The sequence below is a fragment of the Pseudomonas quasicaspiana genome (assembly GCF_021147825.1).
In the GTDB taxonomy this organism is placed as follows: domain Bacteria; phylum Pseudomonadota; class Gammaproteobacteria; order Pseudomonadales; family Pseudomonadaceae; genus Aquipseudomonas; species Aquipseudomonas quasicaspiana.
The window spans coordinates 83,099-107,037 of record NZ_JAGTPI010000015.1 but is presented as its reverse complement, the minus strand read 5'-3'; the positions used below and the strand labels follow the sequence as shown (position 1 = coordinate 107,037).

23 protein-coding genes are annotated in these 23,939 nt (G+C 55.4%); 15 read left to right on the top strand and 8 right to left on the bottom strand.

Annotated features, from left to right (window positions below):
- Positions 1 to 435: 435 nt before the first annotated feature.
- A complete protein-coding gene (locus KDX30_RS12040) occupies positions 436 to 648 on the top strand; it encodes a DUF6124 family protein (protein WP_122394873.1) in 213 nt (70 codons plus the stop codon).
- Between the two features lie 310 nt (positions 649 to 958).
- Positions 959 to 2,761, top strand: a complete 1,803-nt coding sequence (locus KDX30_RS12035; RefSeq protein ID WP_231675840.1) for an acyl-CoA dehydrogenase — start codon at positions 959 to 961, stop codon at positions 2,759 to 2,761.
- Between the two features lies 1 nt (position 2,762).
- Here KDX30_RS12035 and KDX30_RS12030 read toward each other — a convergent pair whose 3' ends face one another.
- Both KDX30_RS12030 and KDX30_RS12025 read right to left on the bottom strand, forming a co-directional pair.
- Positions 2,763 to 5,429: a dermonecrotic toxin domain-containing protein gene (locus KDX30_RS12030; protein WP_231675839.1), complete on the bottom strand. Its 2,667-nt coding sequence runs from the start codon at positions 5,427 to 5,429 to the stop codon at positions 2,763 to 2,765.
- Positions 5,430 to 5,595: 166 nt separating this feature from the next.
- Positions 5,596 to 6,054 (bottom strand): hypothetical protein, encoded by a 459-nt coding sequence (locus KDX30_RS12025; protein WP_231675838.1) that lies wholly within the window; start codon positions 6,052 to 6,054, stop codon positions 5,596 to 5,598.
- Between the two features lie 171 nt (positions 6,055 to 6,225).
- Between KDX30_RS12025 and KDX30_RS12020 the strand changes: the two genes are divergently transcribed.
- From KDX30_RS12020 to selO, 6 genes are all read left to right on the top strand, one after another.
- Positions 6,226 to 6,849 carry an Imm43 family immunity protein gene (locus KDX30_RS12020; protein ID WP_231675837.1) on the top strand — a complete coding sequence of 208 codons (624 nt, stop codon included), beginning with the start codon at positions 6,226 to 6,228 and terminating at the stop codon, positions 6,847 to 6,849.
- Complete coding sequence (locus KDX30_RS12015) at positions 6,827 to 7,189, top strand: DUF7716 domain-containing protein (RefSeq protein ID WP_231675836.1); 363 nt, start codon at positions 6,827 to 6,829, stop codon at positions 7,187 to 7,189. The genes KDX30_RS12020 and KDX30_RS12015 overlap by 23 nt, the downstream gene beginning before the upstream one ends.
- Before the next feature lie 94 nt (positions 7,190 to 7,283).
- Complete coding sequence (locus KDX30_RS12010) at positions 7,284 to 7,745, top strand: hypothetical protein (RefSeq protein ID WP_231675835.1); 462 nt, start codon at positions 7,284 to 7,286, stop codon at positions 7,743 to 7,745.
- Positions 7,746 to 8,803: 1,058 nt separating this feature from the next.
- On the top strand, positions 8,804 to 10,546 hold the full coding sequence (locus KDX30_RS12005; protein WP_122397662.1) for a potassium/proton antiporter: 1,743 nt from the start codon (positions 8,804 to 8,806) through the stop codon (positions 10,544 to 10,546).
- Between the two features lie 35 nt (positions 10,547 to 10,581).
- Positions 10,582 to 13,959 carry a mechanosensitive channel MscK gene (gene mscK / locus KDX30_RS12000; protein ID WP_122806823.1) on the top strand — a complete coding sequence of 1,126 codons (3,378 nt, stop codon included), beginning with the start codon at positions 10,582 to 10,584 and terminating at the stop codon, positions 13,957 to 13,959.
- A 330-nt stretch (positions 13,960 to 14,289) separates the two neighbouring features.
- The gene (gene selO / locus KDX30_RS11995; RefSeq protein ID WP_231675834.1) at positions 14,290 to 15,753 is read left to right on the top strand and encodes a protein adenylyltransferase SelO; all 1,464 of its coding nucleotides are present in this window, start codon (positions 14,290 to 14,292) and stop codon (positions 15,751 to 15,753) included.
- Here selO and KDX30_RS11990 read toward each other — a convergent pair.
- The 5 genes from KDX30_RS11990 to KDX30_RS11970 form a co-directional block, all read right to left on the bottom strand.
- Positions 15,737 to 16,207 (bottom strand): hypothetical protein, encoded by a 471-nt coding sequence (locus KDX30_RS11990; protein ID WP_231675833.1) that lies wholly within the window; start codon positions 16,205 to 16,207, stop codon positions 15,737 to 15,739. The two genes, selO and KDX30_RS11990, sit on opposite strands and share 17 nt — an antisense overlap.
- Before the next feature lie 33 nt (positions 16,208 to 16,240).
- On the bottom strand, positions 16,241 to 17,104 hold the full coding sequence (locus tag KDX30_RS11985) for a hypothetical protein (protein WP_231675832.1): 864 nt from the start codon (positions 17,102 to 17,104) through the stop codon (positions 16,241 to 16,243).
- A 487-nt stretch (positions 17,105 to 17,591) separates the two neighbouring features.
- Positions 17,592 to 17,993, bottom strand: a complete 402-nt coding sequence (locus KDX30_RS11980; protein ID WP_231666275.1) for a helix-turn-helix domain-containing protein — start codon at positions 17,991 to 17,993, stop codon at positions 17,592 to 17,594.
- 2 nt (positions 17,994 to 17,995) lie between these two features.
- Complete coding sequence (locus KDX30_RS11975; protein ID WP_231675831.1) at positions 17,996 to 18,283, bottom strand: type II toxin-antitoxin system HigB family toxin; 288 nt, start codon at positions 18,281 to 18,283, stop codon at positions 17,996 to 17,998.
- Between the two features lie 85 nt (positions 18,284 to 18,368).
- Positions 18,369 to 19,064 (bottom strand): aspartate/glutamate racemase family protein, encoded by a 696-nt coding sequence (locus KDX30_RS11970; RefSeq protein WP_231675830.1) that lies wholly within the window; start codon positions 19,062 to 19,064, stop codon positions 18,369 to 18,371.
- A gap of 119 nt (positions 19,065 to 19,183) precedes the next feature.
- Here KDX30_RS11970 and trxC point away from each other — a divergent pair, with 119 nt between their 5' ends.
- Together trxC and KDX30_RS11960 are read left to right on the top strand one after the other, a co-directional pair.
- Positions 19,184 to 19,618 (top strand): thioredoxin TrxC, encoded by a 435-nt coding sequence (trxC, locus tag KDX30_RS11965; protein WP_231675829.1) that lies wholly within the window; start codon positions 19,184 to 19,186, stop codon positions 19,616 to 19,618.
- Between the two features lie 134 nt (positions 19,619 to 19,752).
- Positions 19,753 to 20,151 carry a PAAR domain-containing protein gene (locus KDX30_RS11960; RefSeq protein WP_231675828.1) on the top strand — a complete coding sequence of 133 codons (399 nt, stop codon included), beginning with the start codon at positions 19,753 to 19,755 and terminating at the stop codon, positions 20,149 to 20,151.
- 177 nt (positions 20,152 to 20,328) lie between these two features.
- Here the strand turns inward: KDX30_RS11960 and KDX30_RS11955 are convergent, their stop codons facing one another.
- On the bottom strand, positions 20,329 to 21,102 hold the full coding sequence (locus KDX30_RS11955) for a ParA family protein (protein ID WP_099268031.1): 774 nt from the start codon (positions 21,100 to 21,102) through the stop codon (positions 20,329 to 20,331).
- 273 nt (positions 21,103 to 21,375) lie between these two features.
- On the opposite strand from KDX30_RS11955, the gene KDX30_RS11950 reads away from it, so the two are divergent.
- The 5 genes from KDX30_RS11950 to KDX30_RS11930 are packed head-to-tail and all read left to right on the top strand — an operon-like array spanning position 21,376 to position 23,927.
- Positions 21,376 to 22,098 carry a beta-ketoacyl synthase chain length factor gene (locus tag KDX30_RS11950; protein WP_122397653.1) on the top strand — a complete coding sequence of 241 codons (723 nt, stop codon included), beginning with the start codon at positions 21,376 to 21,378 and terminating at the stop codon, positions 22,096 to 22,098.
- Complete coding sequence (locus KDX30_RS11945; protein ID WP_027901953.1) at positions 22,074 to 22,886, top strand: lysophospholipid acyltransferase family protein; 813 nt, start codon at positions 22,074 to 22,076, stop codon at positions 22,884 to 22,886. The genes KDX30_RS11950 and KDX30_RS11945 overlap by 25 nt, the downstream gene beginning before the upstream one ends.
- On the top strand, positions 22,861 to 23,121 hold the full coding sequence (locus KDX30_RS11940; RefSeq protein WP_027901954.1) for a phosphopantetheine-binding protein: 261 nt from the start codon (positions 22,861 to 22,863) through the stop codon (positions 23,119 to 23,121). Before KDX30_RS11945 ends, KDX30_RS11940 begins: the two co-directional genes overlap by 26 nt.
- Positions 23,122 to 23,130: 9 nt before the next feature.
- Entirely contained in the window at positions 23,131 to 23,385 is a 255-nt protein-coding gene (locus KDX30_RS11935; RefSeq protein WP_027901955.1) for an acyl carrier protein, read from the top strand.
- Positions 23,382 to 23,927 (top strand): COG4648 family protein, encoded by a 546-nt coding sequence (locus tag KDX30_RS11930; protein WP_231675827.1) that lies wholly within the window; start codon positions 23,382 to 23,384, stop codon positions 23,925 to 23,927. The genes KDX30_RS11935 and KDX30_RS11930 overlap by 4 nt, the downstream gene beginning before the upstream one ends.
- Positions 23,928 to 23,939 lie beyond the last annotated feature (12 nt).

Here is a 23,939-nt window from a genome sequence, read left to right as displayed (position 1 = left end):
GGGCACCGCTATCTAAACTAAACCGCTTCCAGCCTTATCGCGGGCAAGCCCGGCTCCCACAAGGATAGTATTTCAATCAGATGTATTGGGTCTCACAGCAACCCGGTTACTTTCGCTAACGAAACGCCCTGCAAATCGGGCGTTTCCGACAGGCTTGTCCCTTTCTTCTGCGGGAAACTTCCTAGAGACTCCTGACCCCGTTGCGTGGGTGTTCTTGTCTCTCTAGGCTGCGTCGGTCACTGCTCATCAGTGATCGGGTTTAGCAGCCCCAGGATGAATCACCACGCAAAAATACCGTTTATGGCGGCTTTGCGTGGGGCACCTTCGGGTGCGCCGGTTTTTGGTGATTTTCCCCGGTCTGCTAACCCGCGACAAAGCCGCCACCTTCAATCGTTTAGCAGCGTTTGTCTGGTGGCCTTAATAAGGAAAGTGACCATGACAACAGTAACGCCAGCTCCACCGCATCTCACGCTCGAACAATCCCTTCTCCACATCTCCGAACTCCTGCGTTGCGCAGCAGCAACCGCCTACGAATCCGGTGACAGCCTCAACGGCCCGAAACGTGACCTGGCCTTTTCCGTCGTTCACCTGATCGGCATGGCACGGACCGAACTGGATCGCTCCTTAGCGGGAGTTGAAGCTCGATAAATTCCAGCCAGACAAGCCGTCTCGGCAACAAGTTGCCTCCTACCTGACACGGCGCTGTCTCGCAGCAAACACTGGGCCTGTAGGAGCTGCCGAAGGCTGCGATCGCGGTGTATCAGGAGAAATGCTTCGCAGCCTTCGGCAGCTCCTACAGAAAAGCATTCCAGATCAGGTGATTACATTTTTTTGATGAGCAGCGCCTGCCAAGCAGCCTCACGCCTGCTTTCCCCCACCATCACCCAAATCAATCATCCTGTGCAGCTCAAAAACACGCGCCTAGACTCAACCCACTTCAACAACAAGGTACAGGGTCATGTCCGAGTCGCTGCTCAGTTCCCGCAATCTGGCGTTCGAGCTTTACGAAGTGCTGGACGCCGAAGCGCTGACCCGGCGTGAGCGGTTTGCCGAACACAATCGCGAGACGTTCGACGCAGCAATTGGCACGGCGCGCACCATCGCTGAAAAGTACTTCGCGCCACACAACCGCAAGGCCGATGAGAATGAGCCACGCTATGAAAATGGCGAAGCGGTTCTGATCCCCGAGGTCAAACCTGCCGTTGATGCGTTTCTTGAGGCGGGTTTTCTGAATGCAGCACGCAGCTTTGAAGACGGCGGCATGCAACTGCCGACGCTTTTATCCCAAGCCTGTTTTGCACATTTTCAAGCCGCAAATGCAGGCTCTACGGCCTATCCGTTCCTGACCATGGGCGCGGCAAACCTGATCGAAAGCTTCGGCAGCGAGGAGCAGAAAAAGCGCTTCCTGCAACCGATGATCGAAGGCCGTTTCTTCGGCACCATGGCGTTAACCGAACCCCATGCAGGCTCATCCCTTTCAGACATTCGCACCCGCGCTGAACCCCACGAGGACGGCAGCTATCGTCTGCGCGGCAACAAGATTTTTATCTCCGGTGGCGATCACCAGTTGTCGGAAAACATCGTGCACATGGTGCTCGCCAAGCTGCCGGATGCACCTGCCGGGGTGAAAGGTATTTCGCTGTTTATCGTGCCCAAGTTTCTGGTCAATGAAGACGGCAGCCCAGGGCCGCGTAACGATGTGATTCTGGCCGGTTTATTCCACAAGATGGGTTGGCGCGGCACCACCTCAACAGCCCTTAACTTCGGTGATAACGGGCAATGCGTCGGCTACCTTGTAGGCAAGCCGCACCAGGGCCTGAACTGCATGTTTCAGATGATGAACGAGGCGCGTATTGGCGTGGGCATGGGCGCCGTCATGCTCGGCTACGCGGGTTATCTGTATTCGCTCGATTACGCTCGCGAACGGCCACAAGGCCGTCTGCCTGACAGCAAAAGCCCGGAAAGCGCTCCGGTGCCGATCATCCAGCACGCCGACGTCAAGCGCATGCTGCTCACCCAAAAAGCTTACGTGGAAGGTGCGTTCGATCTGGGCCTGTATGCGGCGCGACTGTTCGATGACACCACCACCGGAGAAACAGAAGAGGCGCGTCAGAGTGCCCAACAGTTGCTGGACTTGCTCACGCCCATCGTCAAAGCCTGGCCATCGGAGTTTTGCCTGAAGGCCAATGAACTGGCGATCCAGATTCTGGGAGGCCATGGCTACACTCGGGAATACCCGGTGGAGCAGCATTACCGCGACAACCGCTTGAACCCGATTCACGAGGGTACCAACGGTATCCAGTCACTGGACCTCTTGGGCCGCAAGCTGGCGCAAAACGGCGGTGCGGGCCTCAAGCAATTATTGCGGCTGATTGCCGACACCTCACAACGCGCTCAAGCACATGAAGCATTGACCGAACTGCGCCAGCCACTGGAGCAATTGGTGGCGCGCCTGCAAGCCGTGACACTTGGCCTGCTGGGCGATCTGGCGCAGGGAAAAGTGAACGCGACCCTGGCCAATTCGGCGCTGTATCTAAAAGCTTTCGGTCACACCGTGATCGGCTGGCGGTGGCTGGAACAGGCCATTCGAGCACAACAAGGCCTTGCCAATGGCAGCGAGGCCGATAGGGACTTCTATCAGGGCAAACTGCAGGCCGCCCGATACTTCCTGACGTGGGAGGTGCCGGGCTGTCATCACGAACTGACAATTCTTGAAGCGCGTGATGACCTATGCCTGGCGATGCAAAGTGAATGGTTCTGAATCAGGTCGCCGACGGGAAGAACATATCCAGCAGCGCTGATCCCTGCGGCCCGAGTCTCGCCGCGTATTGCTCACGACTGAATGGCTCGCCCGTGCGCAGATCAAAGATACGGCCTGCAGGCTCACCGGTACGATGACGACCGGCTGGACTTTCGCTCAAGCGCACCTTGATGAATTTGAAATGCTCGCCCACTACCTCCTCAATGTTTTCGATCCTGAAAAAGGTACCGGGTTTGAAGACTGATTCAGCTTCCTCCCAATCCCCCGAAAAAGGCGCTATTGGGGTTGCCGTGCGATAGGCCTTGGCCGGAACTTCGAAAACGATGGAGGTATCGTCGAACCTGATCACCGCACCGTCGTTGATGTGCAGCTGGAAAATATGCGATTGCACGCCGCCCTGGCTGCTGGAAAAAATACGCGCCACATAAGGGTTTTCGCTGAACGAGGTGAAGTCAGTGTTGACCAGAATATCCCCCGTTTTGATCGTCCCGCTGCGAAACGTAATGCCTGATGTACTGCGATGGCCGCTACCACCGCGATACAGGTCCACGTCGTTGTTGCAGCCGATGCTGTCGATATCCTCGGCAAGCTCCACGATCATTTCGATCTGATTGGGAAGTGTCGATTCGCCGGTGCGCAGGTAAACGTTGAAATCTTCGTCGCGCGCGGTGTAATCAGATACACGACCACCAATGTACTCATCCTCGGTTTTGAACAGCCGATGCTCGTCGCCCCAAGCGTCAACCAATAGCCGGTTGCCGTGTTCATCGGTGCTGATGAATCCACCCGTGTCCATTTCCGAGTCGAAATCCGAAGCAGGGTCGTATTCCCGAACGCAGTCATCCACCACCGCCTTCTGCCGCGCGAGGGCTATTTTGGAGAGCTGCTCCTCTTCGAGCAGATCGAAGCGCATGTAGGTATCCCAGAATGCGGATCGGGTCGGGACCAGTGATTGTGATTGGGAGCCTGCCGATGAAGTTGCACCTTCAACTCCATCGATGGGAGAGCCGCCACCCAGGTGCGGTGGAGCCAGTAACTCCCACTCTCCCACAGCATTGAGCCGCACCGGTTTGAAGCCAAAGAAAGCGAACGGATTTTGAGGGTTGACGATGGCCCAGGTTCGCAAGGAGCTGTTGTATGAAACACGATAAGGCAGGTTGCGGATTTCAATCCACGTTTCACCATTGGTTAGCACCCTGATGCCTTGCATGTGCCCGGACGCATCAGCAATGTCTTCATCCAGAATCACGTTACCGCGCATTTCGGCCAGAAACGCATCGCTATTTTGAGCGGGCACCCAGTCATCCACCGTTTCAATTGCAACGCCCGTTTCCGACAACGCGGCGCCCGCCCCCGCCATGTCCGGCAGGTTGAACACCACAAAAACCGAATTGAGGACAGCGCTGATCACCCCGGCCTTGCGCAGCCTTGATGTGTTGCCATTAAGGGCCTGATCAATACTCAAGCCGACATTGGTAAGTGCTGCCCCTACGAGCGTCAGGGTCAACGGCCATGCCAACGGGGCGATCCCGTCGAACACCTGGGTGAAGGCGTTCAGATAGCCCATCATCATTTGCTTGCGCAGGTCGGAGTTCGAAGTGAGCAGCAGATATCCCTGCGCCTGCATGTTGGCCTGGGCACGTTCACGCAGGTGCTCGAACACGTCTGTGACAATCTGCTGATCGATGCGATTGATGACTTTCTGATCGGACCACTCATGCCTTTGCAATTGCCCGATCCAACTGTCAAACACTCCGCTGTCCTGCTCCTTGGCGGCCTGCGAGGAAAAGAAATGCAACGTAAAGGTCGACCGCGACGCGTCAGTCGCGCACTGTTCCAACACCCAGGCGTGCAAAGCAGCATCACTGGCAAAGAAATGAAACGCAGGCCGTTGAGAAGGCACGTATAGAATCTGGCCTCCCTTGCCATCGACAATTCGAACAATGTCGTGGGCGACATACTCTCCGATATCGAAACTGCGGAACGTGATGCCGGACTGAGGAACGACACGCGCACGGAGCACCGCGCGGGTCATGACATCTGGCACCGAGGCGGCTACGGCATCAATAACCGTCTGGTAGTACTCGTCCGGTAATCTGTCGGCACGCTTTGCGTTAGCGGCGGCGGCCAGAAAATGTGCTTTGGCGAGGGTGCGGAAATTTTCGCCATGCGCGGCCCAGAAGCGCTTCACTGCGCCTGTGTAGATCGTCGCAAAGTCCGCAGCCCAGAAATCATTCAGTACATCCTGGGGCAAAAGCGCGACTTCGTTATGCTCGTTGAAAACCCGGCACTCTGGCCCATCGGTGTAAAAGCCACCCGTCTGTTGCAGCGTCCCGGGCGTTGCGTCCTGGTCCTCGGCGCTGAAGCGATGCATTACCAGTTCCACCAGGGTCATGGATTCGGCAGGCTGACCAACATGTTCCCACCCAGTGAAAGTCCGCGGGCTGGAGCGGGTGCCGTCAGTAAAACGATGCCAGTAAATCTGATCCGGATTGAGATGCCCGACGGAATGTTTTTTCAGAATCCTGCGTGCCAAGGCATACGCCAGCCCATGAATATCGGGGTAATCCTCCAGAAACCAGCGTGCCATCCTTTTCAGCCGGGATTCATCGTCGGAGTGACGTTGTTGAAGTGCTGCACGGTCAAAGCCGGTTGTTTTAGACGCCATTTTTATCCATTCCTTTGGATCTAGTGAGGGCTTATCCAATCAGCAAAGGAAGGAGGATGTGCAGTAATTAATTACCTACTTGCGATGAGCGACGCCGCTATCACTCGATGACTGGGCTTTGTACGAAAAGTCGGCGCGGGTAGAATTGCCATCAAAAATCCCGTCGTTAAAGAGGGAGCCTTGCCCGAATCCATTCCAGCCGTGTGGGAGGCATCGTGATTGTGTGGTCTGTCTGGTCCTTGTCATCTTGATAGACAATGCTGTCTTCGGAAATCTTAAGCGGCTCATGTCCGGGTTGGCCGCCCCAGAAAACCTTATAATATCTCCTCGCTAACAGCTCGCCTTGATCGTCCAGAATAGTCAATCGGACCCTTTCCATACCATCGCCATTAAAAAAACTATTATTTACCCCGGCCCCGCAAATAGTTATCACGAACGTTTTATTGTCGATTGTTTTCGCACCTCCATTTAACTTTTCAGTGTGGTTAAACCCCTGACAATTAGAATTGTCGAACAGGTTAAATACAGCGGAGTACATTGCCAAAACAAGCAACGTAAAAATAAAGAAGAAAAAAGAGCCGAAGTATTTTTTCCTACAGGGGTTCTGAGAGGTTGCATACTGCATCCAGCTTTATGAAAACAGGCTTTTTAGCTTGTGGTTTTTTGGTGTACTGTAGATCATAACTCGCCACCCTGGCATTCTTTACTATTCATTATAATAGACAGGTGGCGAGCGAATACTCAAGGTAGAATGTAAAACTCAACGATATCAGAACGCAATGCCAAGGGGGCGATGGTGTTTTTGATCCAATATAAACCGGGCGATAAAGGCTGTCCTGGCGGCGGGATTGATGGAGAGTTTCAACGCTATGGCTGGAACTCGAATGACTTTTCGGATGCCAGATTCCCTCAGCCAGGAACCCTCCTCGATTTCCTTGCCAGGCACAAAGCCTTGGATACTGATTTCTTTTATTTCGGTAGCGAATTCATCTGCTCTGAAAAACTGCTGAACATAATCAGACTTTTCCGCTATGGCAGAATGGATACCATAGAAGTCCGCGTCCATCTTCAGGGACACAAATCATCGACAACACCCAAAAAATATTTTCTTTTACGCAGCCGGGAAATCAGGAGCCTGCTAGACAAAAAGAACGCTGTTTATGAAATCAGAAAAGACCCGACCACACACCTGCCTGAACAAGACAACTATCATGATGGCAGAGACATTTACGACTCGATAACACGATTTGTTGTTGAGAAAAAGGATATTGATTTAGACTTTTTTATTTGCAGTGAAATGCTCATGAAGGAATATGTCTTTTCATCAAGACTAAAGCAAGCCATCGAGTCAGAAAACTTAAAAGGCATGAGCTTCATTGATATCGAGGAAAGTATTTATGATGCGAAACTTGAATTCTAGCCTTCGCCTTGGCGAACCCATCACAATCGTAGATTTGATTAATTTTTTAAAATCCGGACCAGCAGTCCTAGACGACTTATGCTTGTATACAGAGGAAGAAACAGAGCTCATAACGCCTGAAACAATCTGTTATCTGGATCGTTATCCAGAGATTATAAACGACGAAGATGTTCACAGTGAATTTGTAACCGCCAACGGGCTTGAACTCCTGTATTACGGAGAGCAATTCAATGATGTGCTACGCAATATATACGACCAGAAACAAACTGCAGACATGGATATGGTCATCAGCGCACTGAACCACTACATGGATAATGACGATTTTTTAGATATCGTCTGACTCAAGGTTCCGGCGCTAACGCATCGGCGCACGAACTGCCGATCAATTGACACAGACAGGACAGGTTCGTGAATATGATTATGGGAGTGGATATATGGTAAATCTGCAAGAGGCTCGACACTGGATTGAGGGAGAAATTTATTCAAGCCTCCTTGAGCAAATGGTTCAAAATCCAAAACTGGCGACGAATGACAAAATCGTACCTGACGCATTACTGGGGTATGACATTGAGGACATTAATGCAGCCGGTGTTACTGTAAAGGACCTTGAAGTAGTCGCCAGCGACAAGCTTTTTTGCGAGAAGTACGTGCTTGCAAAATTGAAAAGCATTGAGGGGACTGAGGATCAGCAGGAAGGAAAGCATAGTGAAGATGACGATGACGTTCTACTAGAGACGCTCCCATTTTATAAAAACTTTCTGAACATTTATCTGATTGAACTGCACCTCCTGAAAACCAAACCGGAAATGCTGGATTCTTACCTGAAGAAAATCAGGATACCGAACGCTAAACAGTACGCGAAGCAACTGCGATCTGTATATGAGTCGATACGCTAAGCCTTTGATGCAGCGGAACATCATTAAACGGATGTTCCGCTGGCTAAAACAGTACCGCAATGCAGGCACTCGTTACGACAAGCAGACCTGGTGCTTCACGGCTATGGATACCTCGGTTCCTTGGGTGAAACTGGACGCGGGTTCAAAAGGCGGAAGCGAATTCATTCGCATGTGTCCGGCTCAATTTACGGGTAGGCCAACATCCCCCAGTGGGAGCGAATTCATTCGCGAAGTGGCCCTTAGATTCAATGCATATCCGTCGCCTGTACCGCCGCCTTCGCGGATGAATCCGCTCCTACCGGGCATGTGTCCGGCTCAACTGACGGGTACGCCAACATCCCCGGTGGGAGCGAATTCATTCGCGAAGAGGCCCTTACAGTCAATGCATATCCGTCGCCTGTACCGTCGCCTTCGCGGATAAATCCGCTCCTACCGGGCATGTGTCCGGCTCAACTGACGGATACGCCAACATCCCCCGGTGAGAGCGAATTCATTCGCGAAGTGGCCCTTACATTCAATGCATACGCGTCGCCTGTACCGCCGCCTTCGCGGATAAATCCGCTCCTACCGGGCATGTGTCCGGCTCAACTGACGGGTACGCCAACATCCCCCAGTGGGAGCGAATTCATTCGCGAAGAGGCCCTTGCATTCAATGCATGCGTGTCGCCTGTCCCGCCGCCTTCGCGGATGAATCCGCTCCCACAGGGTATGTGTCCGGCTCAACTGACGGGTACCCCAACATCCCCGGTGGGAGCGAATTCATTCGCGAAGTGGCCATTACATTCAATGCATATCCGTCGCCTGTACCACCGCCTTCGCGGATGAGCTCCCACAGGGTATGTGTCTGGCTCGGTTGATGCCCCGCGCAAATTCATTCGCGAAGGGGACATTACATCCGCAGCCCGTGTATCGACATAAACACCACTGTTCAGTCAATCAACAGCAATGCTTTGACAGCCAACCAATTCAACAGGTTAGAATCGGTTGGCACGGTGACTGCATGGTCATAACGTACTGCCCTTATTTTCTTATCGACTTTTCTGCATGGAGAAACGCCCTTGGATGCCACGACCATCAACAGCCTGTTCTTGATCGGCGCGTTGCTGGTGGGTGCAAGCATTCTGGTCAGTTCGATTTCGTCACGTCTGGGCATCCCTATCCTGGTGATCATCCTGGCGGTCGGCATGGTCGCGGGCGTGGATGGCGGCGGGATTATTTTCGACAACTACGCCACCGCGTATCTGGTGGGCAACCTTGCGCTGGCAGTGATTCTGCTCGATGGCGGCTTGCGAACGCGGGTCTCCAGTTTCCGGGTGGCGCTGTGGCCCGCGCTGTCGCTGGCAACGATCGGAGTCCTTATCACGACGGCTCTGACAGGCATGGTCGCGGCCTGGCTGTTTAATCTGAACATGATTCAGGGCTTGTTGATCGGCGCTATCGTCGGATCAACGGACGCGGCGGCGGTGTTCTCCCTGTTAGGCGGCAAAGGCCTGAATGAGCGAGTAACCGCCAGCCTTGAAATCGAATCCGGCAGTAACGACCCGATGGCGGTGTTCCTCACCGTGACCCTGATCGGCATGCTCGCCAACGGCCAGACCAATCTGGAATGGAGCCTGCTGGTCCATCTGATTCGCGAATTCGGTATCGGCGGCGTGATCGGTCTGGGCGGTGGCTGGCTCATGTTGCAGTTGGTCAACCGCATTAATCTGGCGACCGGTCTGTATCCGATTCTCGTGATTTCTGGCGGTTTGGCGGTGTTTGCCCTGACCAACGCCATCCACGGCAGCGGTTTTCTGGCGGTTTACCTGTGTGGACTGGTGATGGGCAACCGTCCGATTCGTAGCCGTCACGGTATTTTGCACATGCTCGATGGCATGGCCTGGCTGGCGCAGATCGGTATGTTTCTGGTCTTGGGCCTGCTGGTCACGCCCCACGACCTGCTGCCGATTGCGATCCCGGCACTGGGCCTGGCGCTGTGGATGATCCTCGTCGCACGCCCGCTTTCCGTAATGGTTGGGCTGCTGCCGTTCAAAGCCTTCCACGGACGTGAAAAGGCGTTTATTGCCTGGGTGGGCTTGCGCGGTGCAGTACCGATCATTCTGGCGGTGTTCCCGCTGATGGCCAACCTGCCGAATGCACAGCTGTACTTCAACCTGGCGTTCTTTATCGTGCTTGTTTCGCTGTTGGTACAAGGCACCAGCCTGCCGTGGGTGGCCAAGCTGCTCAAGGTGACCGTCCCGCCCGAGCCTGCGCCGATTTCCCGCGCGCCGCTGGAGGTTCACGTCACAAGCGAGTGGGAGTTGTTCGTCTACCGCCTGGGCGCTGAAAAGTGGTGTATTGGCGCCGCCCTGCGTGAATTGAAGATGCCCGCAGGCACGCGCATCGCCGCCCTGTTCCGCGGCCAGCAACTGCTTCACCCGTCGGGCAGTACAACACTGGAAGTCGATGACCTGCTGTGTGTCATCGGCCACGAACATGACCTGCCCGCCCTGGGCAAACTGTTCAGCCAGGCGCCGCAACGCGGTCTGGACCTGCGTTTCTTCGGCGACTTCGTACTGGAGGGCGACGCTCAACTGAGCGCAGTTGCCGCCTTGTACGGTCTGAAGCTGGATGGTCAGGACGGCAACATGCCGCTGAGCCAGTTCATTGTGCAGAAGAACCGCGGCGAGCCGATTGTCGGCGATCAGATCGAATGGAATGGAACTATTTGGACAGTTGCTGTGATGGAGGGGAACAAGATCCTCAAAGTCGGCGTCAGATTCCCGGAAGGAAGCAACCCAGGTCCTGGTTTGTTCCTCTAAACTGCCCTTCTATTCGATCAGCTCGACCGGTGTCTATGTTGCCCCTGCGTAATTTCTTTGCTGCCATCCTGCTCGGCTTTTGCCTGTCGTCTTTCCCGGTACTGGCTGCCGATCCACCCACGCGCGAGGCCGTGCAGCAGAGCCTGGACAAGATCGCCGACCGCAAATTGCCGGATGCCGACCAAAAAGCCCTGCAGCAGGTGCTGGAACAGACCCTGGGCTTTATCGACAGCAAAAGCGATAACGAGAAAAAGCTCACTGCGCTCAAGCAGCAACTGAACGACGCACAGAAGCAGATCTCCGAAAACCAGCGGGAACTGACGCGCCTCAAAGGCAGCAAAGTCATTCCCGTCGCCCAGCGCTATGGCAGTCTTGACGTGCCGCAGCTGGAAAACATGCTCAGCGAGCGCAGCACTCTGCAAGGCGAATTGCAAAAAGCCTTGAGCGATGCCAGCAGCATGGTCATTACTGCCCAGACTCGTCCTGAACGCGCTCAGGCCGAGATCAGTAATAATCAGAACCGCATCCAGCAAATCAACAGCATTCTCAAGCTGGGTAAAGACAACGGTAAAACCCTCAGCGCTGAACAACGTACTCAGCTCAATGCTGAGCTGGCGTCAATCAATGCCTTGAATGTATTGCGCCGTCAGGAACTGGCGGGCAACAGCCAGTTGCAGGATCTGGGCAACAGCCAGCATGACCTGCTGGTAGAGAAAGTCAGCCGTCAGGAGCAGGAAATTCAGGAACTGCAAAACCTGATCAACGAAAAGCGCCGCGCCCAGTCCCAGCAGACGGTGACCCAACTGTCTCTGGAAGCGCAGAAAGCCGGGAGCAGCAGCCTGCTGGCGACCGAAAGCGCCGCCAACCTCAAGCTCTCCGACTATTTACTGCGCGGCACCGACCGCCTCAACGAACTGACCCAACAGAACCTCAAGACCAAACAACAGCTGGATAACCTGACCCAGACTGATCAGGCGCTGGACGAGCAGATCAACGTGCTGCGCGGCAGCCTGTTGCTGTCGAAGATTCTCTACAAACAGAAGCAATCGCTGCCACATCTGCAACTGGACAAAGGCCTGGCAGACGAAATCGCCGACATCCGCCTGTATCAGTTCGAGGTCAATCAGCAGCGTGAGGCGATGAGCAGCCCGGTGGCCTACGTTGAAAAGCTGCTGGCTACTCAGCAGCCAGCGGACATCACTCCACAGTTGCGCAAAACCTTGCTGGACCTGGCCGTGACCCGCAGCGATCTGCTTGAACGTCTGAACCGCGAACTCAGCGCACTGCTCAATGAATCCATCACCTTGCAGCTCAATCAGAAGCAGTTGGTCAGCACCGCCATCAGCCTGCGCGAGACGCTGGATGAGCAGATGTTCTGGATCCCCAGCAACAAGCCCCTCGATGTGGAGTGGTTCCAAGGCATCTGGCCACGTCTGCAAAAACAGGTAGCGACGCTGCCCATCGCCTCCAGCGCCAGCGAGCTGAGTGATGGCCTGACCCAGCGCCCCTTGTTATTCCTGCCGCTGCTGCTGTTGATCGGCGTGCTGACGTGGAGACGCAAAGCGCTCTACAACAAGCTCAACAAGCTGCATGCCGATATCGGCCACTTCAAACGTGACAGCCAGTTGCAGACGCCGCTGGCGATTCTGATCAATATCCTGCTGGCAATGCCGGTTGCGTTGGCACTGGCCTTATGTGGTTATGCCCTGCAAATTGACGCACGCGGGCAAAACGCCAACCTGGGCGAAGCACTGCTGCAAATCGCACTGGCGTGGCTGGTGTTCTACACCGCCTACCGGATTCTTGCGCCGGGCGGCGTGGCACAACTGCATTTCCGCTGGGAAAAGGCGCAGGTCGAATTCCTTCAGGGCTGGATGCGCAAGCTTGGCCTCGTCGTGCTGGCGCTGGTCGCGGTTGTGGCGGTGGCCGAACATCAACCTGCCGCACTCGCCGACGACGTGCTGGGCATTGGCGTGGTGCTGACCTGCTATGCGCTGATGGCATGGTTGCTTGGCCGTCTGCTGCTGACCAGCCCAAGCAATCACAACGCTTCGCTGTTCCGCAAAACCATGGGCATGGCGTTTACTGCGCTGCCTATCGCCCTGTTTGTCGCGGTGTGCTTCGGCTACTACTACACCGCGCTGAAACTCAGTGATCGGCTGATCGACACCTTGTACCTGATGATGCTCTGGCTCGTGATCGAGGCAGCCTTCGTGCGCGGTCTGAGCGTTGCTGCACGACGTCTCGCCTATCAGCGGGCACTGGCCAAGCGTCAGGCAGCCAAAGAAGCGGGCGATGGTGATGCGGTGGTCGAAGAGCCGACGCTCGACATCGAACAGGTCAACCAGCAATCGCTGCGTCTGATTCGTCTGGCACTGCTGGCCGGCTTCGTGGCTGCGCTGTACTGGGTGTGGTCGGATCTCATCACCGTGTTCTCGTACCTGGACAACATCACCCTGTACGAATACACCAGCGGCACTGGGGCCACCATGAGCATGGTGCCGATCAGCCTCGGCGACATGATCGGCGCGCTGGTGATCATTGGCATTACGTTCGTGTTGGCGGGTAACCTGCCCGGCTTGCTGGAAGTGCTGGTGTTGTCACGCTTGAGCCTGGCTCAAGGCAGTGCTTACGCGACCACCACCCTGCTCTCTTACGCCATTGCCGGTATCGGCTTCGTGTCGACGCTGTCGGCACTGGGTGTGAGCTGGGACAAGCTGCAATGGCTGGTAGCGGCGTTGTCGGTGGGCCTTGGTTTCGGGATGCAGGAGATCTTCGCGAACTTTATCTCGGGCATCATGATTCTGTTTGAGCGTCCGGTGCGGATTGGCGACACCATCACCATCGGCAACCTGTCGGGTACGGTCAGCAAAATCCGCATCCGCGCCACGACCATTACCGACTTTGACCGCAAGGACATTATTGTCCCGAACAAGACGTTCATTACCGGGCAACTGATCAACTGGTCGCTGACCGACACCATCACTCGGGTGACTCTAAAACTCGGCGTGGATTACGGCTCTGACCTGGATTTGGTTCGCACGTTACTGCTCAAGGCAGCCCGGGATAACCCGCGCGTGCTCAAGGACCCGGAGCCAATCGTGTACTTCCTGAACTTCGGCGAAAGCACGCTCGATCATGAGCTGCGCATGCACGTGCGCGATCTCGGCGACCGCAACCCGGTGCTCGACGAAATCAACCGCTTCATCAATAAAGAATTCAAGAAGCAGCACATCAACATCTCGTTCCGGCAGATGGAGGTCTACCTCAAGAATCTCAGCGGGCAGGAATACAAGCTGGTGCCGACGGACGAAGAGCCAAAACCAAGCGGCCCGCTCAAGCTTGAATCTGCGGAGCCGGTCAAACCTGCGCCGAAGGATCAGCCAGAGCCGCCGGAGCTGCGACTGGATTAATGACGGTGAATGCAATCCTTATAGGAGTGGCCTCGGTGTCCCTGGCACCGTGCGGTCGCGCAGCAGACACAATTCTATGTGGGAGCGGTGCTTGCCCGCGATAAGAGCGACGCGGTCTGAAAGGTAAATCGCGGTGTTCTTATCGCGGGCAAGCACCGCTCCCACAAAAAACTGCATTTATTCAGTGGGTTATATGTAGTTTGCTCCTATAGGTTACCCACTTGCGTCTAGATAGCGCGGGCCACACCCATAGGCCAGCGTATCGCCAGCCAACTGGACGCATCCGGACCAACCCAGCAGAATACTCGGACATTCTGCTGGAGAAGGCCTGTGAAAGCCCTAGACGAACTCACCTTCGACAATCGTTTTGCCCGCCTGGGCGATGCGTTCTCCACTTCGGTATTGCCCGAACCCATTGCCGAGCCGCGTCTGGTAGTCGCCAGCGATGCGGCACTGGCACTGCTTGACCTCGACCCCGCACAGGCCGAACTGCCGTTGTTCGCTGAAATCTTCAGCGGGCACAAACTCTGGGCCGATGCCGATCCACGGGCGATGGTCTATTCAGGTCATCAATTCGGCTCCTACAACCCGCGCTTGGGCGACGGTCGAGGATTGCTGCTGGGCGAGGTGTATAACGCGGCTGGCGAACACTGGGACCTGCATCTCAAAGGCGCCGGGCAGACGCCCTACTCCCGAATGGGCGACGGGCGCGCGGTGTTGCGCTCATCGATTCGCGAGTTTCTGGCCTCTGAAGCACTGTACGCGTTGGGCATTCCGAGCAGTCGCGCAGGTTGCGTCATCGGCTCCAGCACACCGGTATGGCGCGAGAAACAGGAACGCGCTGCGATGGTGCTGCGTCTGGCACAAAGTCATGTGCGCTTTGGCAGCTTCGAATACTTCTACTACACCAAGCAACCTGAGCAGCTAAAGGAACTGGGCGAACACGTGCTGGCGATGCACTTTTCGCACTGCTTGGAACAACCCGAACCGTACCTGGCGATGTTCAAGGAAATCGTCGAGCGCAACGCCGAGCTGATCGCTAAATGGCAAGCCTATGGCTTTTGCCACGGTGTCATGAACACCGACAACATGTCGATTCTGGGCATCACTTTCGATTTCGGGCCGTTCGCGTTTCTTGATGACTTCGACCAGAACTTCATCTGTAACCACTCGGATCATGAAGGCCGCTATGCCTTCAGCAATCAGGTGCCCATTGCCCAATGGAACCTCAGCGCGTTGGCTCAGGCATTGACGCCATTCATCAGCGTCGACGCCTTGCGCGAGACCATAGGGCTGTTTTTGCCGCTCTATGAGGCCCACTACCAGGACCTGATGCGCCGTCGTCTGGGCTTGACCAGTGCCGAAGACAACGATGGCGAACTGATCAGCGGTTTGCTCAAGCTGATGCAGAACAGCGGCATCGATTACACACTGTTCTTCCGCCGCCTCGGTAACGACCCCGCCGTACAGGCATTGCAGTTACTGCGTGACGACTTCGTCGACATCAAAGGCTTCGACAACTGGGCCGAACGCTATCTGGCGCGGATCAGCCGCGAAGACAACGGCACCGACCAGCAACGCCAAACGCGCATGCATGCGGTCAACCCGCTCTACATCCTGCGCAACTATCTGGCACAACAAGCCATCGACGCCGCCGAGAACGGCGACTACGAAGAAGTCCGCCGGTTGCATAAAGTGCTCAGTGATCCGTTCAACGAGCAGCCGGGCATGGCTGGCTACGCCCAGCGTCCACCTGATTGGGGGAAGCATCTGGAGATCAGTTGTTCGTCTTGATTGCAGGCTGTGGTTGAGCTGACATCGGCGTGTCGGCGGTCATCAAGGGCGACACGCCTTGGGTATCGGACTGGGTGCCTTTGCCGAAGGCGTGTTTGTATTTGGCCATGACCTCGAACAGGGTCAGAACGCGGAACTCCTTTAATTCCGGGTCAGTCGTATCGGGATACTCGGTAACATAGCCAGTTTCATCTGATCGCCAGCCGTATTCAACCAAACCTGTCCGGATTCGGATGCTCTCAATTCCTAGTTGATGACGATCCATGCTTTTATCCCGAGCATCTGCGCGAACAGCACTTTCTGCCAGTTGGCGAGAGAATATGGATAACGTTGACTGAGTTCTCGCTGTATCAGAAGCGACGGAGGTTGTTTTCTGCACAGTCGTCGAGGAAACGTTATTAATCTGCGCACCTTTGCCGACTGCGGCACTTGCGCTGGAGACAGCGTTAATCATGGATTGACCTCTAAGCTGACTAAGCGATGAAGATCAGTTAACTTTGTTTGCGGCAGGGAGCGGATCAAGAATCGTCGCACAGGGCTTAACCGCGTCGACAATTGGCTTTACCGCCTCAGGTTTATTTTTACCCGGTACAGGTTGCTCTTTTTTCTTTTCCGGCAACTGAATACCCGCGAGGATTTCGTATAAGTTCAACGTTCGCTCACTGGACTTGCGCGAACCGCCCTGTTCCGTGATGTTGGCTTCAAGACGACTTTCATAACCCTTATCGTAGCGAGCTCGCTCAATGGCAGGCAGTGCTCTGTAATGTTCGAGGCATTCGGTCATGAACTTGGGCCTCTTACCGCAGCTGTTATATTCCTGCCCTCCTCGGGCTATTGATCCTGTTCGCCATTGCTGTTCCAGACTCGCACTGCGAGCCCAGGCAGCCTGCCGTTCATTGACCGTGTACGAGCCTTTATCGTCGTACGCAATAAGAACCGCCTGCTCAAGCGTGAGGTCCGCAAATGGATTTCTTGCAGTAGGGTCCTGGGCCACAGATTTATTGACGTAGATTGTGGCCAGCTTGGCTCGCTCGATCAGCACGGGGTCGCTGGTTTCTGGGACCTCTGCGTCGTGTCGGGCTTTGTTAGCGGCATACGAATGCCCCAGGATTTGATCCACCACACTTTTCGCATATTCACCCAACTGCTCACGCGTCATGCTCTTCTCGCGGGCTTCGGCACGCACGGCGCTTTCGCCGAGTTGGCGAGAGAGCGTTGAGACGCTGGCGGTGTCCGCTTTTTTTGAGATGTCCTGGACGGGCTTATCAATGCCGGTGGTATTAGAGTACCCGCTCTTGATAGTGGAGCTTGTAGCTATTGGGGAAGAAGACAGATCAACATTAGAAACCATACAAACTCTCCAACGATTAATAATAAAACCCAAACAAAAACTAACACAAAGAAAGAACCACACATATGATCACTCAGACAGCCACCATTAAAACCAACACCAACGGCGCAAGAACATAAATTTTTTCATTAAAATACCTTAAATAAAAAAATCAAACTTGCTTTGTTTTTAAACTTGAGAAAACGGTAGCGCCTTACAAAAAAACTTACAACTATCCAAACGACTACATCACAGGCAATAGCCCATAACCACTGGACAAAGCCGCCTTATAAAAAGCTAATTTTCAGAGGGATCTTTATTTACTGTAAGAAGCACCCTACAGCAGGGGCCATTATGACGGCGTTTTTTTATAACTATGTAACGCGCAGGAGAGGGAGGAAATAAACGAAGCACAGTCAGTAAAGCGCGATCATTATTGGGGCCGGATAGCCTCTATCCACTCCACAGTTTTCGTCATTCAGAAAAGCCTCAGAGGAAGTTCCCCCACTTAAAAAAACACATCAGCAGGAACGCCAAACCGCTCGGACAGGTAACGTATCTGACGCACATTGAGCTGCCGCTTGCCGCTCAAGATTTCAGAAATGACCGATTGGGTTCCGACTTCAGGCAAATCTCCTTGATTCAACCCGTGCTCACCCATCAGGTACCGCAGAGTCTCAACGCCTGAAACCGTAGGCATGGGGCGATGTTCGTGGTCATAAGCCTCAATGAAGTCGCCAACCAGAAGTACAAGACTGTTTAGCGGATGTGACTCATCATCGCCGATAAGGGCTAACAATTCGTCCAGCGAATCCACCAGCGCATCGTAATCGGCTTCGTCCTGAGGCCTGCGCAATAGAGGAGAGACAAAAGGCCAATGTTCTGCCGCCTGCTTGATAAGAGCGCTCATGATTAATCCTTCCACTTACCTTTGTCATACTCGGAGTGATCGAGTACGTGCTTAATGTAGATCCGCTGTGCTGAATAACTAACCCACGCGATCAGTCTTACCTTGTTGCCGCCGATATCAAAAACATGCAGCGGGCCGACCTTGTCGATGCTTGGGAAAATCGCCCTGATGGCTGCAAAGTCTGTGGGACGGCATGTTTTAACCAATCGGTACCATGCGTCCAACGCGCTGGCAGATCGCGGCCATTTCTCCTTCGCTTCCCATATCCGCTTTTCAGTGATTACCCGCATCAGCCATCCCAAGTCGTATTTCACGAGAGGATGTTAATCACGAAATCAGATATCGCAAACTGCGATACTCAAAAATAGACCAATCCTACAACTCAAGCAACCACCGCAACCCCATCGCCACATGCTGCTCAGTGCTGTCGATCAACGGCAGCGGGCTTTTCGCGCCATCAAGCAACAACCCGATTTCGGTACAACCCAGAATCGCCGCCTCCGCGCCCTGATCGCGAAGCTGCTCAAGTACGTTCAGGTAGTAGTCCCGAGCCGGCTGATTGAATTGACCCACGCACAATTCGGCGAAGATCACTCGGTCGATCTCGATCATGCTTTGAGCATCAGGCAACAGGACTTCGATACCGAAGCGTTCGGCGAGACGATTACGATAGAAGTCTTCCTGCATGGTGAAGCGCGTGCCCAGCAGCGCGGCGCGGGATACGCCACTGGCTTGCAGAGCCAAGCCGACCGCATCACCGATGTGCAGCAGCGGGATGTCTACCGCAGCCTCGATGGCGGGGGCGACTTTGTGCATGGTGTTCGTGGCCAGCAGCAGCGCGCCTGCGCCGGCGCGCTGCAAGCCCTGCGCAACCTGCGCCAGTTGCTCACCTGCAACATGCCACTCACCGGATTTTTGCAACGCAGCAATGCCTGCGAAGTCGACTGAATGCAGGAGAACCGGCGCTGAATGCAGGCCGCCGAGCGCATCACGAACACCTTCGTTGAGCAACTTGTAGTAAGTGGCCGTGGATTCCCAGCTCATGCCGCCTATAACGCCGAGGGTTTTCATGCTTTGCTCCGTCACTGAACCGTTGAAACCAGCCTAGGGGCATTAATCACCCCAAACCAGTTACAGCCAGGCGGGAACCGAGCAGTACAATCTGCACGTTATTAGATTTTGGAGGCCTCATGTCAGAACCGATGCTGATCCCCTGCCCGCATTGCAACGGGCTTAATCGAATCCCCAATGAACGCTTGGGCGACCAGCCTAAATGTGGCCGCTGCAAGCAACAGGTGTTGCTGCGCGCGCCGTTCAACCTCACCCAAGGTGATTACGCCAGCCAGATCAAAGGCGACTTGCCACTGTTGGTGGACGTCTGGGCCGAGTGGTGCGGACCGTGCAAGTCCTTCGCGCCGATCTTCGAACAGGCCGCCAGCGAGTTGGCCGGACGCTGCCGACTGGCCAAGCTGGACAGTGAGGCGAACCCGCAATTGTCAGGACAGTTGGGCATTCGGTCGATCCCCAGCCTGATTCTGTTCCGCAATGGTAAGGAAGTTGCCCGTCAAAGCGGTGCTTTCCCGTTGCAGCAATTACTGGCGTGGTTGAAAAGTCAGGGCATCTGAGTCGTTCCGGGGAAGCCTGTGCGTTCGCTTTGCTGATTTTTCCGTAGGGCCTTTCCGAAACAGCGATTTGTCGCTCCCGACTTCGTTATTCAGACCTAGGATTTGCTTCCGACTCGCTTAACGGAAGTACATCCATGTCATACGTAGTCAGGGAAGACGATCCAACCACGACCGGTGGATTTGTATTGAGTGCATCGGCGACTCAACTCATGGACCTGCGCAGACTCGCGCGGATGGGCGACCCGGTGTGGTGCCCGGCCTGCGAGACCGTTGGCTACATCGCTCAGGGCAACCCGACGTTCATTGATGAATACATCGCCGTCGCAACGCACGGTCATAACGTCAAGTGCGAGTGCGACGTTGGCAGTCATCAGTTGATCGCGACCCAGCAAACCCTGGCGGCAGACATGGATGCAGCCATTGATATCCCCAAGGGCCTGGCCAAACGGGCGCGGCTGGTGGTGGACAAGATGAATGCTGCGGTTAAAGAGGGAGTGCAGCCTGGAGACCTTATGAGGCCGAAAATCATTTAAATTTTACGTCTGGGCCTATGGTGTACGGGGATCAGTGGGAGCGAATTCATTCGCGAAAAGGCCAGCGCAGACACTACATCTTGATCGTCAGAACTGAAGTCTTCCCGGATGAATCCGGTCCCACAAGGTCAGCGTCGAGCCCGATAATCCGCTCTACCCGCCTGCCAATGCATCAAACTAAGCATTGGTCTCCAACCAATGATGCAGCTCCACAAACTGCTGGGTCAGTTTGTGGCGCGGCTCAAGGTAGATCAGGGGTTTGCTGGCCTCGTGCGATTCGCGCATCTTCACCGACGCATTCAAATACACCGGCAACACAGGCAGCCCCTCGGCGATCAGTTCGTCAAGCATCTGCTGCGGCAGGCTGGCCCGTGGCTGGAACTGGTTGACGATGATCCCTTCCACTTGGAGGTCTTCGTTGTGATCTTCCCGCAGCTCTTCCACTTCCTTGATCAGGCCGTACAGCGCCTGGCGCGAGAAGCTGTCGCAATCGAAAGGAATCAATACGCGATCAGCGGCGATCAGCGCCGAAACCGCGTAAAAATTCAGCGCTGGCGGCGTATCCAGGTAAATCCGCTCATAATCCTCGCTTAGCTCGTCCAGCAACTTTCTGAGCTTGTTGATCTTGTGTTTGGCTTCCAGCTTGGGCTGCAAATCCGCCAATTCCGGGGTCGCGGTAACGACATGCAGATTGTCGAAAGGCGTTTCGTAGATATCGACGTGATTTTTCTTCGCAAACGGCGCGGACGACAGGGTCTGCTTGAAGAATTCCGCAATGCCCATGGGGATGTCGTCCCCCGTCAGACCGGTGAGGTACTGAGTCGAATTGGCCTGAGCATCAAGATCGATCAATAGCGTCCGATACCCTTCATGAGCACTGACCGCTGCCAGGTTGCAGGCGATGCTGGACTTGCCAACGCCACCCTTCTGATTGAAAACCACCCGACGCATGAGTTGACCTCCGTGGTGCCTGGATTGAGTACAGGGAAATGGTTGGTGACTGGAGTCTATGCAATGCACGTTACAACGGCGAGCGCTTCAACCACACACGACAAAATCCCACCGGAAAAGTGTCAAATTTCGACATATTTGTTTTTAACAAATTGCTACTGTTCACCCTCATCGGGATAATGCCCGACGTTTGACCGGAAACAAGCGAGTTCCGGGCAGATCGCCAGCGATATCGCAGTAAGCAGTAGCCCGCAGGGGCGGGAAGATAATCCATTGATCACGTTCAACATCGCACAATGGCGCGCCTGGGCACCGGGGTTGACTCACGTCGACGACTGGCAGCAATGGAGTCGGCATCCGACACCTTTGCAGCGTAGCGATGAGGCTCCTGATGTGTCGTTCCTGCCTGCCATGCAGCGCCGCCGCCTGGGTCGTCTGGCTCGCATGGCATTCGCCGTGGGCTGGCCGCTGGCTGACGGTCACGAGCGGCTGCCGCTGGTCTTTGTCTCGCGCCACGGTGAAACACCACGCACCTTCGAAATTCTGCGTGATGTCGCTGATAGCCAGCCCTTGTCGCCTACCCAGTTCAGCCTGTCCGTGCACAACGCGGTCATTGGCTTGTGGTCGATCATGCGCGGTGAAACCAGCGAAATGACGGCTCTGGCTGCGGCGGGCGACGGTCTGGAGCATGGCGCGTTCGAAGCGGCTGCGCTGTTGGCAGAAGGTGCGCCTGCGGTGCTGCTGATCGTGACCGAAGAACAGCCGCCCCTCGCCTATGCAGACTGGATAAACGACGTGCCCTTCCCGTACGCCGTCGGCCTGCTGCTGACCCCGGGAACGGACTGGCAGTTGACCCTGCAACCGGCCAGCGCAGAGGAACTGCCTGGTAGCGAATGGCCCCACGCGCTGAATCTGCTGCGAACGCTCAACACTGAACAACACACTTGCCGACACGCCTGGAAGAACCGGTTATGGAACTGGCAACGCAACCACTGAAAAAGCGTCAGGACGCCTATTACTGGCGCCTGTTCGCTACCGCGATGTGCTTTGCCCTGTTCGGGTTGGGCGGGCTGTGCCTGCGCTTGCTGTATTTCCCGCTACTGCGCTGCTTGCCAGGCGATCAGGCTAAAAAGCGCCAGCGGGCCAGGCGCACCATTAGCCGCCTATTCTGGGTGTTCATCCAGCGTATGGCGAGAAACGGCGTACTGACTTACGAAATAGAAGGCGCAGAACGCCTGGGTCGCCCAGGCCAGATGATCATCGCCAATCACCCGTCACTGATTGATGTGGTGTTTCTGATCGGGCTGGTGCGCGACGCCAACTGCGTCGTCAAACACAGCCTGTGGGAAAACCCCTTTACCTGTGGACCGGTGCGTTCCACCGGTTACATCAGCAACGACGGCAGCGCCGAGATGCTCGACACCGCCGCTGACGCCCTGCGCGATGGCCAGACCCTGATCGTATTCCCGGAAGGCACCCGGACACAGCCCGGTTGCGCGCCGCAATTTCATCGCGGCGCGGCGGCCATTGCCTTGCGTGGTGCCTCGGTGATCACTCCGGTCGTCATTCAGGTCAGCCCGACGACGCTGACCAAGGCCGAACCCTGGTATCGCATCCCTTTACGGCGTGTGCACTTCAGTTTGCGCGTTGGCGCCGATATAGACCCACAAGCCTTTGCTGCGCTAGGCCCGGCGCCTGTTGCGTCGCGCAAGCTCAACGACCACCTGCATCACTACTTCATCAGGGAGCTCGCCTTGGATGAGCGTTCTACATCAAGACATTAAGCAGTTGATCATCGACGCCCTGGGCCTCGAAGACATCAGCACTCACGACATTGGCAACGACCAGATCCTCTTTGGTGAGGGGCTGGGTCTTGATTCCGTAGATGCCCTGGAACTGGGGCTGGCGATCCAGAAGCGTTACGGCATCAAGATCGATGCGGACGCCAAAGACACCCGTGACCATTTCACCAGCGTCGACAGCCTTGCGGCTTTTGTCAGCGCACGACAAGCGGCCTGAGGATTTGACATGCAAACCCGTGAAGACATCTTCGAAATCCTGCGAGATGCGCTGGTAGAGCTGTTCGAACTTGAGCCTGAGCGAGTCACTCTGCAAGCCAATCTTTATCAGGATCTGGAAATTGACAGCATTGACGCCGTGGACCTGATCGACCACATCAAACGCAAGACCGGCACCAAAATCGCTGCCGAAGAGTTCAAGGCGGTGCGCACCGTCAACGATGTCGTCGAGGCGGTTTACCGTCTAGCCAACACCGCAGCATGAAGCGGCTGATCGGTCTGGGTCTATTGCTGGCGGGTGTGTTGTACCCGTTCGCGGTTTACTACGGCACCGAACACTTCGCGCCCTGGCAGTTTGCGTTGCTACTGGGTGTCTTGTGGCTGGGACGCGCGCTGACCGCGCGCAAGCGGCCCGCCACACTGATCACCGCACTGATCGCCATTGGCTTCTGCCTGCTGCTGGGTCTGCTCGACAGCGCTGAATTGCTACGTTGGTACCCGGTATTGATCAGCGCCTCAATGCTGAGCCTGTTTAGCATGAGCCTGATTTACGGCCCTCCGATCGTCGAACGCATAGCGCGTTTGGGTAATTCGCAGTTGTCGGAAAAGGCTATCTGCTACACACGCCAGGTCACGGTGGTGTGGTGCTGTTTTTTTCTGGCCAACGGACTGATCGCAGCGGGTTTGACGCTCTGGGCTCCGCTGTCCTGGTGGGCGCTGTACACCGGACTTGTTTCATACGGATTGATGGGCCTGCTGTTTGCAGGCGAATGGTTAGTCCGCCGCCGAGTCAGAGGCGCGGCATGAAATGGAATGCAT

Coding starts and splice junctions, on each gene's coding strand:
- KDX30_RS12040 (WP_122394873.1), top strand. CDS start 436: ATGACAACAGTAACGCCAGCTCCACCGCATCTCACGCTCGAACAATCC.
- KDX30_RS12035 (WP_231675840.1), top strand. CDS start 959: ATGTCCGAGTCGCTGCTCAGTTCCCGCAATCTGGCGTTCGAGCTTTAC.
- KDX30_RS12030 (WP_231675839.1), bottom strand. CDS start 5,429: ATGGCGTCTAAAACAACCGGCTTTGACCGTGCAGCACTTCAACAACGT.
- KDX30_RS12025 (WP_231675838.1), bottom strand. CDS start 6,054: ATGCAGTATGCAACCTCTCAGAACCCCTGTAGGAAAAAATACTTCGGC.
- KDX30_RS12015 (WP_231675836.1), top strand. CDS start 6,827: ATGATGCGAAACTTGAATTCTAGCCTTCGCCTTGGCGAACCCATCACA.
- KDX30_RS12010 (WP_231675835.1), top strand. CDS start 7,284: ATGGTAAATCTGCAAGAGGCTCGACACTGGATTGAGGGAGAAATTTAT.
- mscK (WP_122806823.1), top strand. CDS start 10,582: ATGTTGCCCCTGCGTAATTTCTTTGCTGCCATCCTGCTCGGCTTTTGC.
- KDX30_RS11990 (WP_231675833.1), bottom strand. CDS start 16,207: ATGATTAACGCTGTCTCCAGCGCAAGTGCCGCAGTCGGCAAAGGTGCG.
- KDX30_RS11985 (WP_231675832.1), bottom strand. CDS start 17,104: ATGGTTTCTAATGTTGATCTGTCTTCTTCCCCAATAGCTACAAGCTCC.
- KDX30_RS11980 (WP_231666275.1), bottom strand. CDS start 17,993: ATGAGCGCTCTTATCAAGCAGGCGGCAGAACATTGGCCTTTTGTCTCT.
- KDX30_RS11975 (WP_231675831.1), bottom strand. CDS start 18,283: ATGCGGGTAATCACTGAAAAGCGGATATGGGAAGCGAAGGAGAAATGG.
- KDX30_RS11970 (WP_231675830.1), bottom strand. CDS start 19,064: ATGAAAACCCTCGGCGTTATAGGCGGCATGAGCTGGGAATCCACGGCC.
- trxC (WP_231675829.1), top strand. CDS start 19,184: ATGTCAGAACCGATGCTGATCCCCTGCCCGCATTGCAACGGGCTTAAT.
- KDX30_RS11960 (WP_231675828.1), top strand. CDS start 19,753: ATGTCATACGTAGTCAGGGAAGACGATCCAACCACGACCGGTGGATTT.
- KDX30_RS11955 (WP_099268031.1), bottom strand. CDS start 21,102: ATGCGTCGGGTGGTTTTCAATCAGAAGGGTGGCGTTGGCAAGTCCAGC.
- KDX30_RS11945 (WP_027901953.1), top strand. CDS start 22,074: ATGGAACTGGCAACGCAACCACTGAAAAAGCGTCAGGACGCCTATTAC.
- KDX30_RS11940 (WP_027901954.1), top strand. CDS start 22,861: ATGAGCGTTCTACATCAAGACATTAAGCAGTTGATCATCGACGCCCTG.
- KDX30_RS11935 (WP_027901955.1), top strand. CDS start 23,131: ATGCAAACCCGTGAAGACATCTTCGAAATCCTGCGAGATGCGCTGGTA.
- KDX30_RS11930 (WP_231675827.1), top strand. CDS start 23,382: ATGAAGCGGCTGATCGGTCTGGGTCTATTGCTGGCGGGTGTGTTGTAC.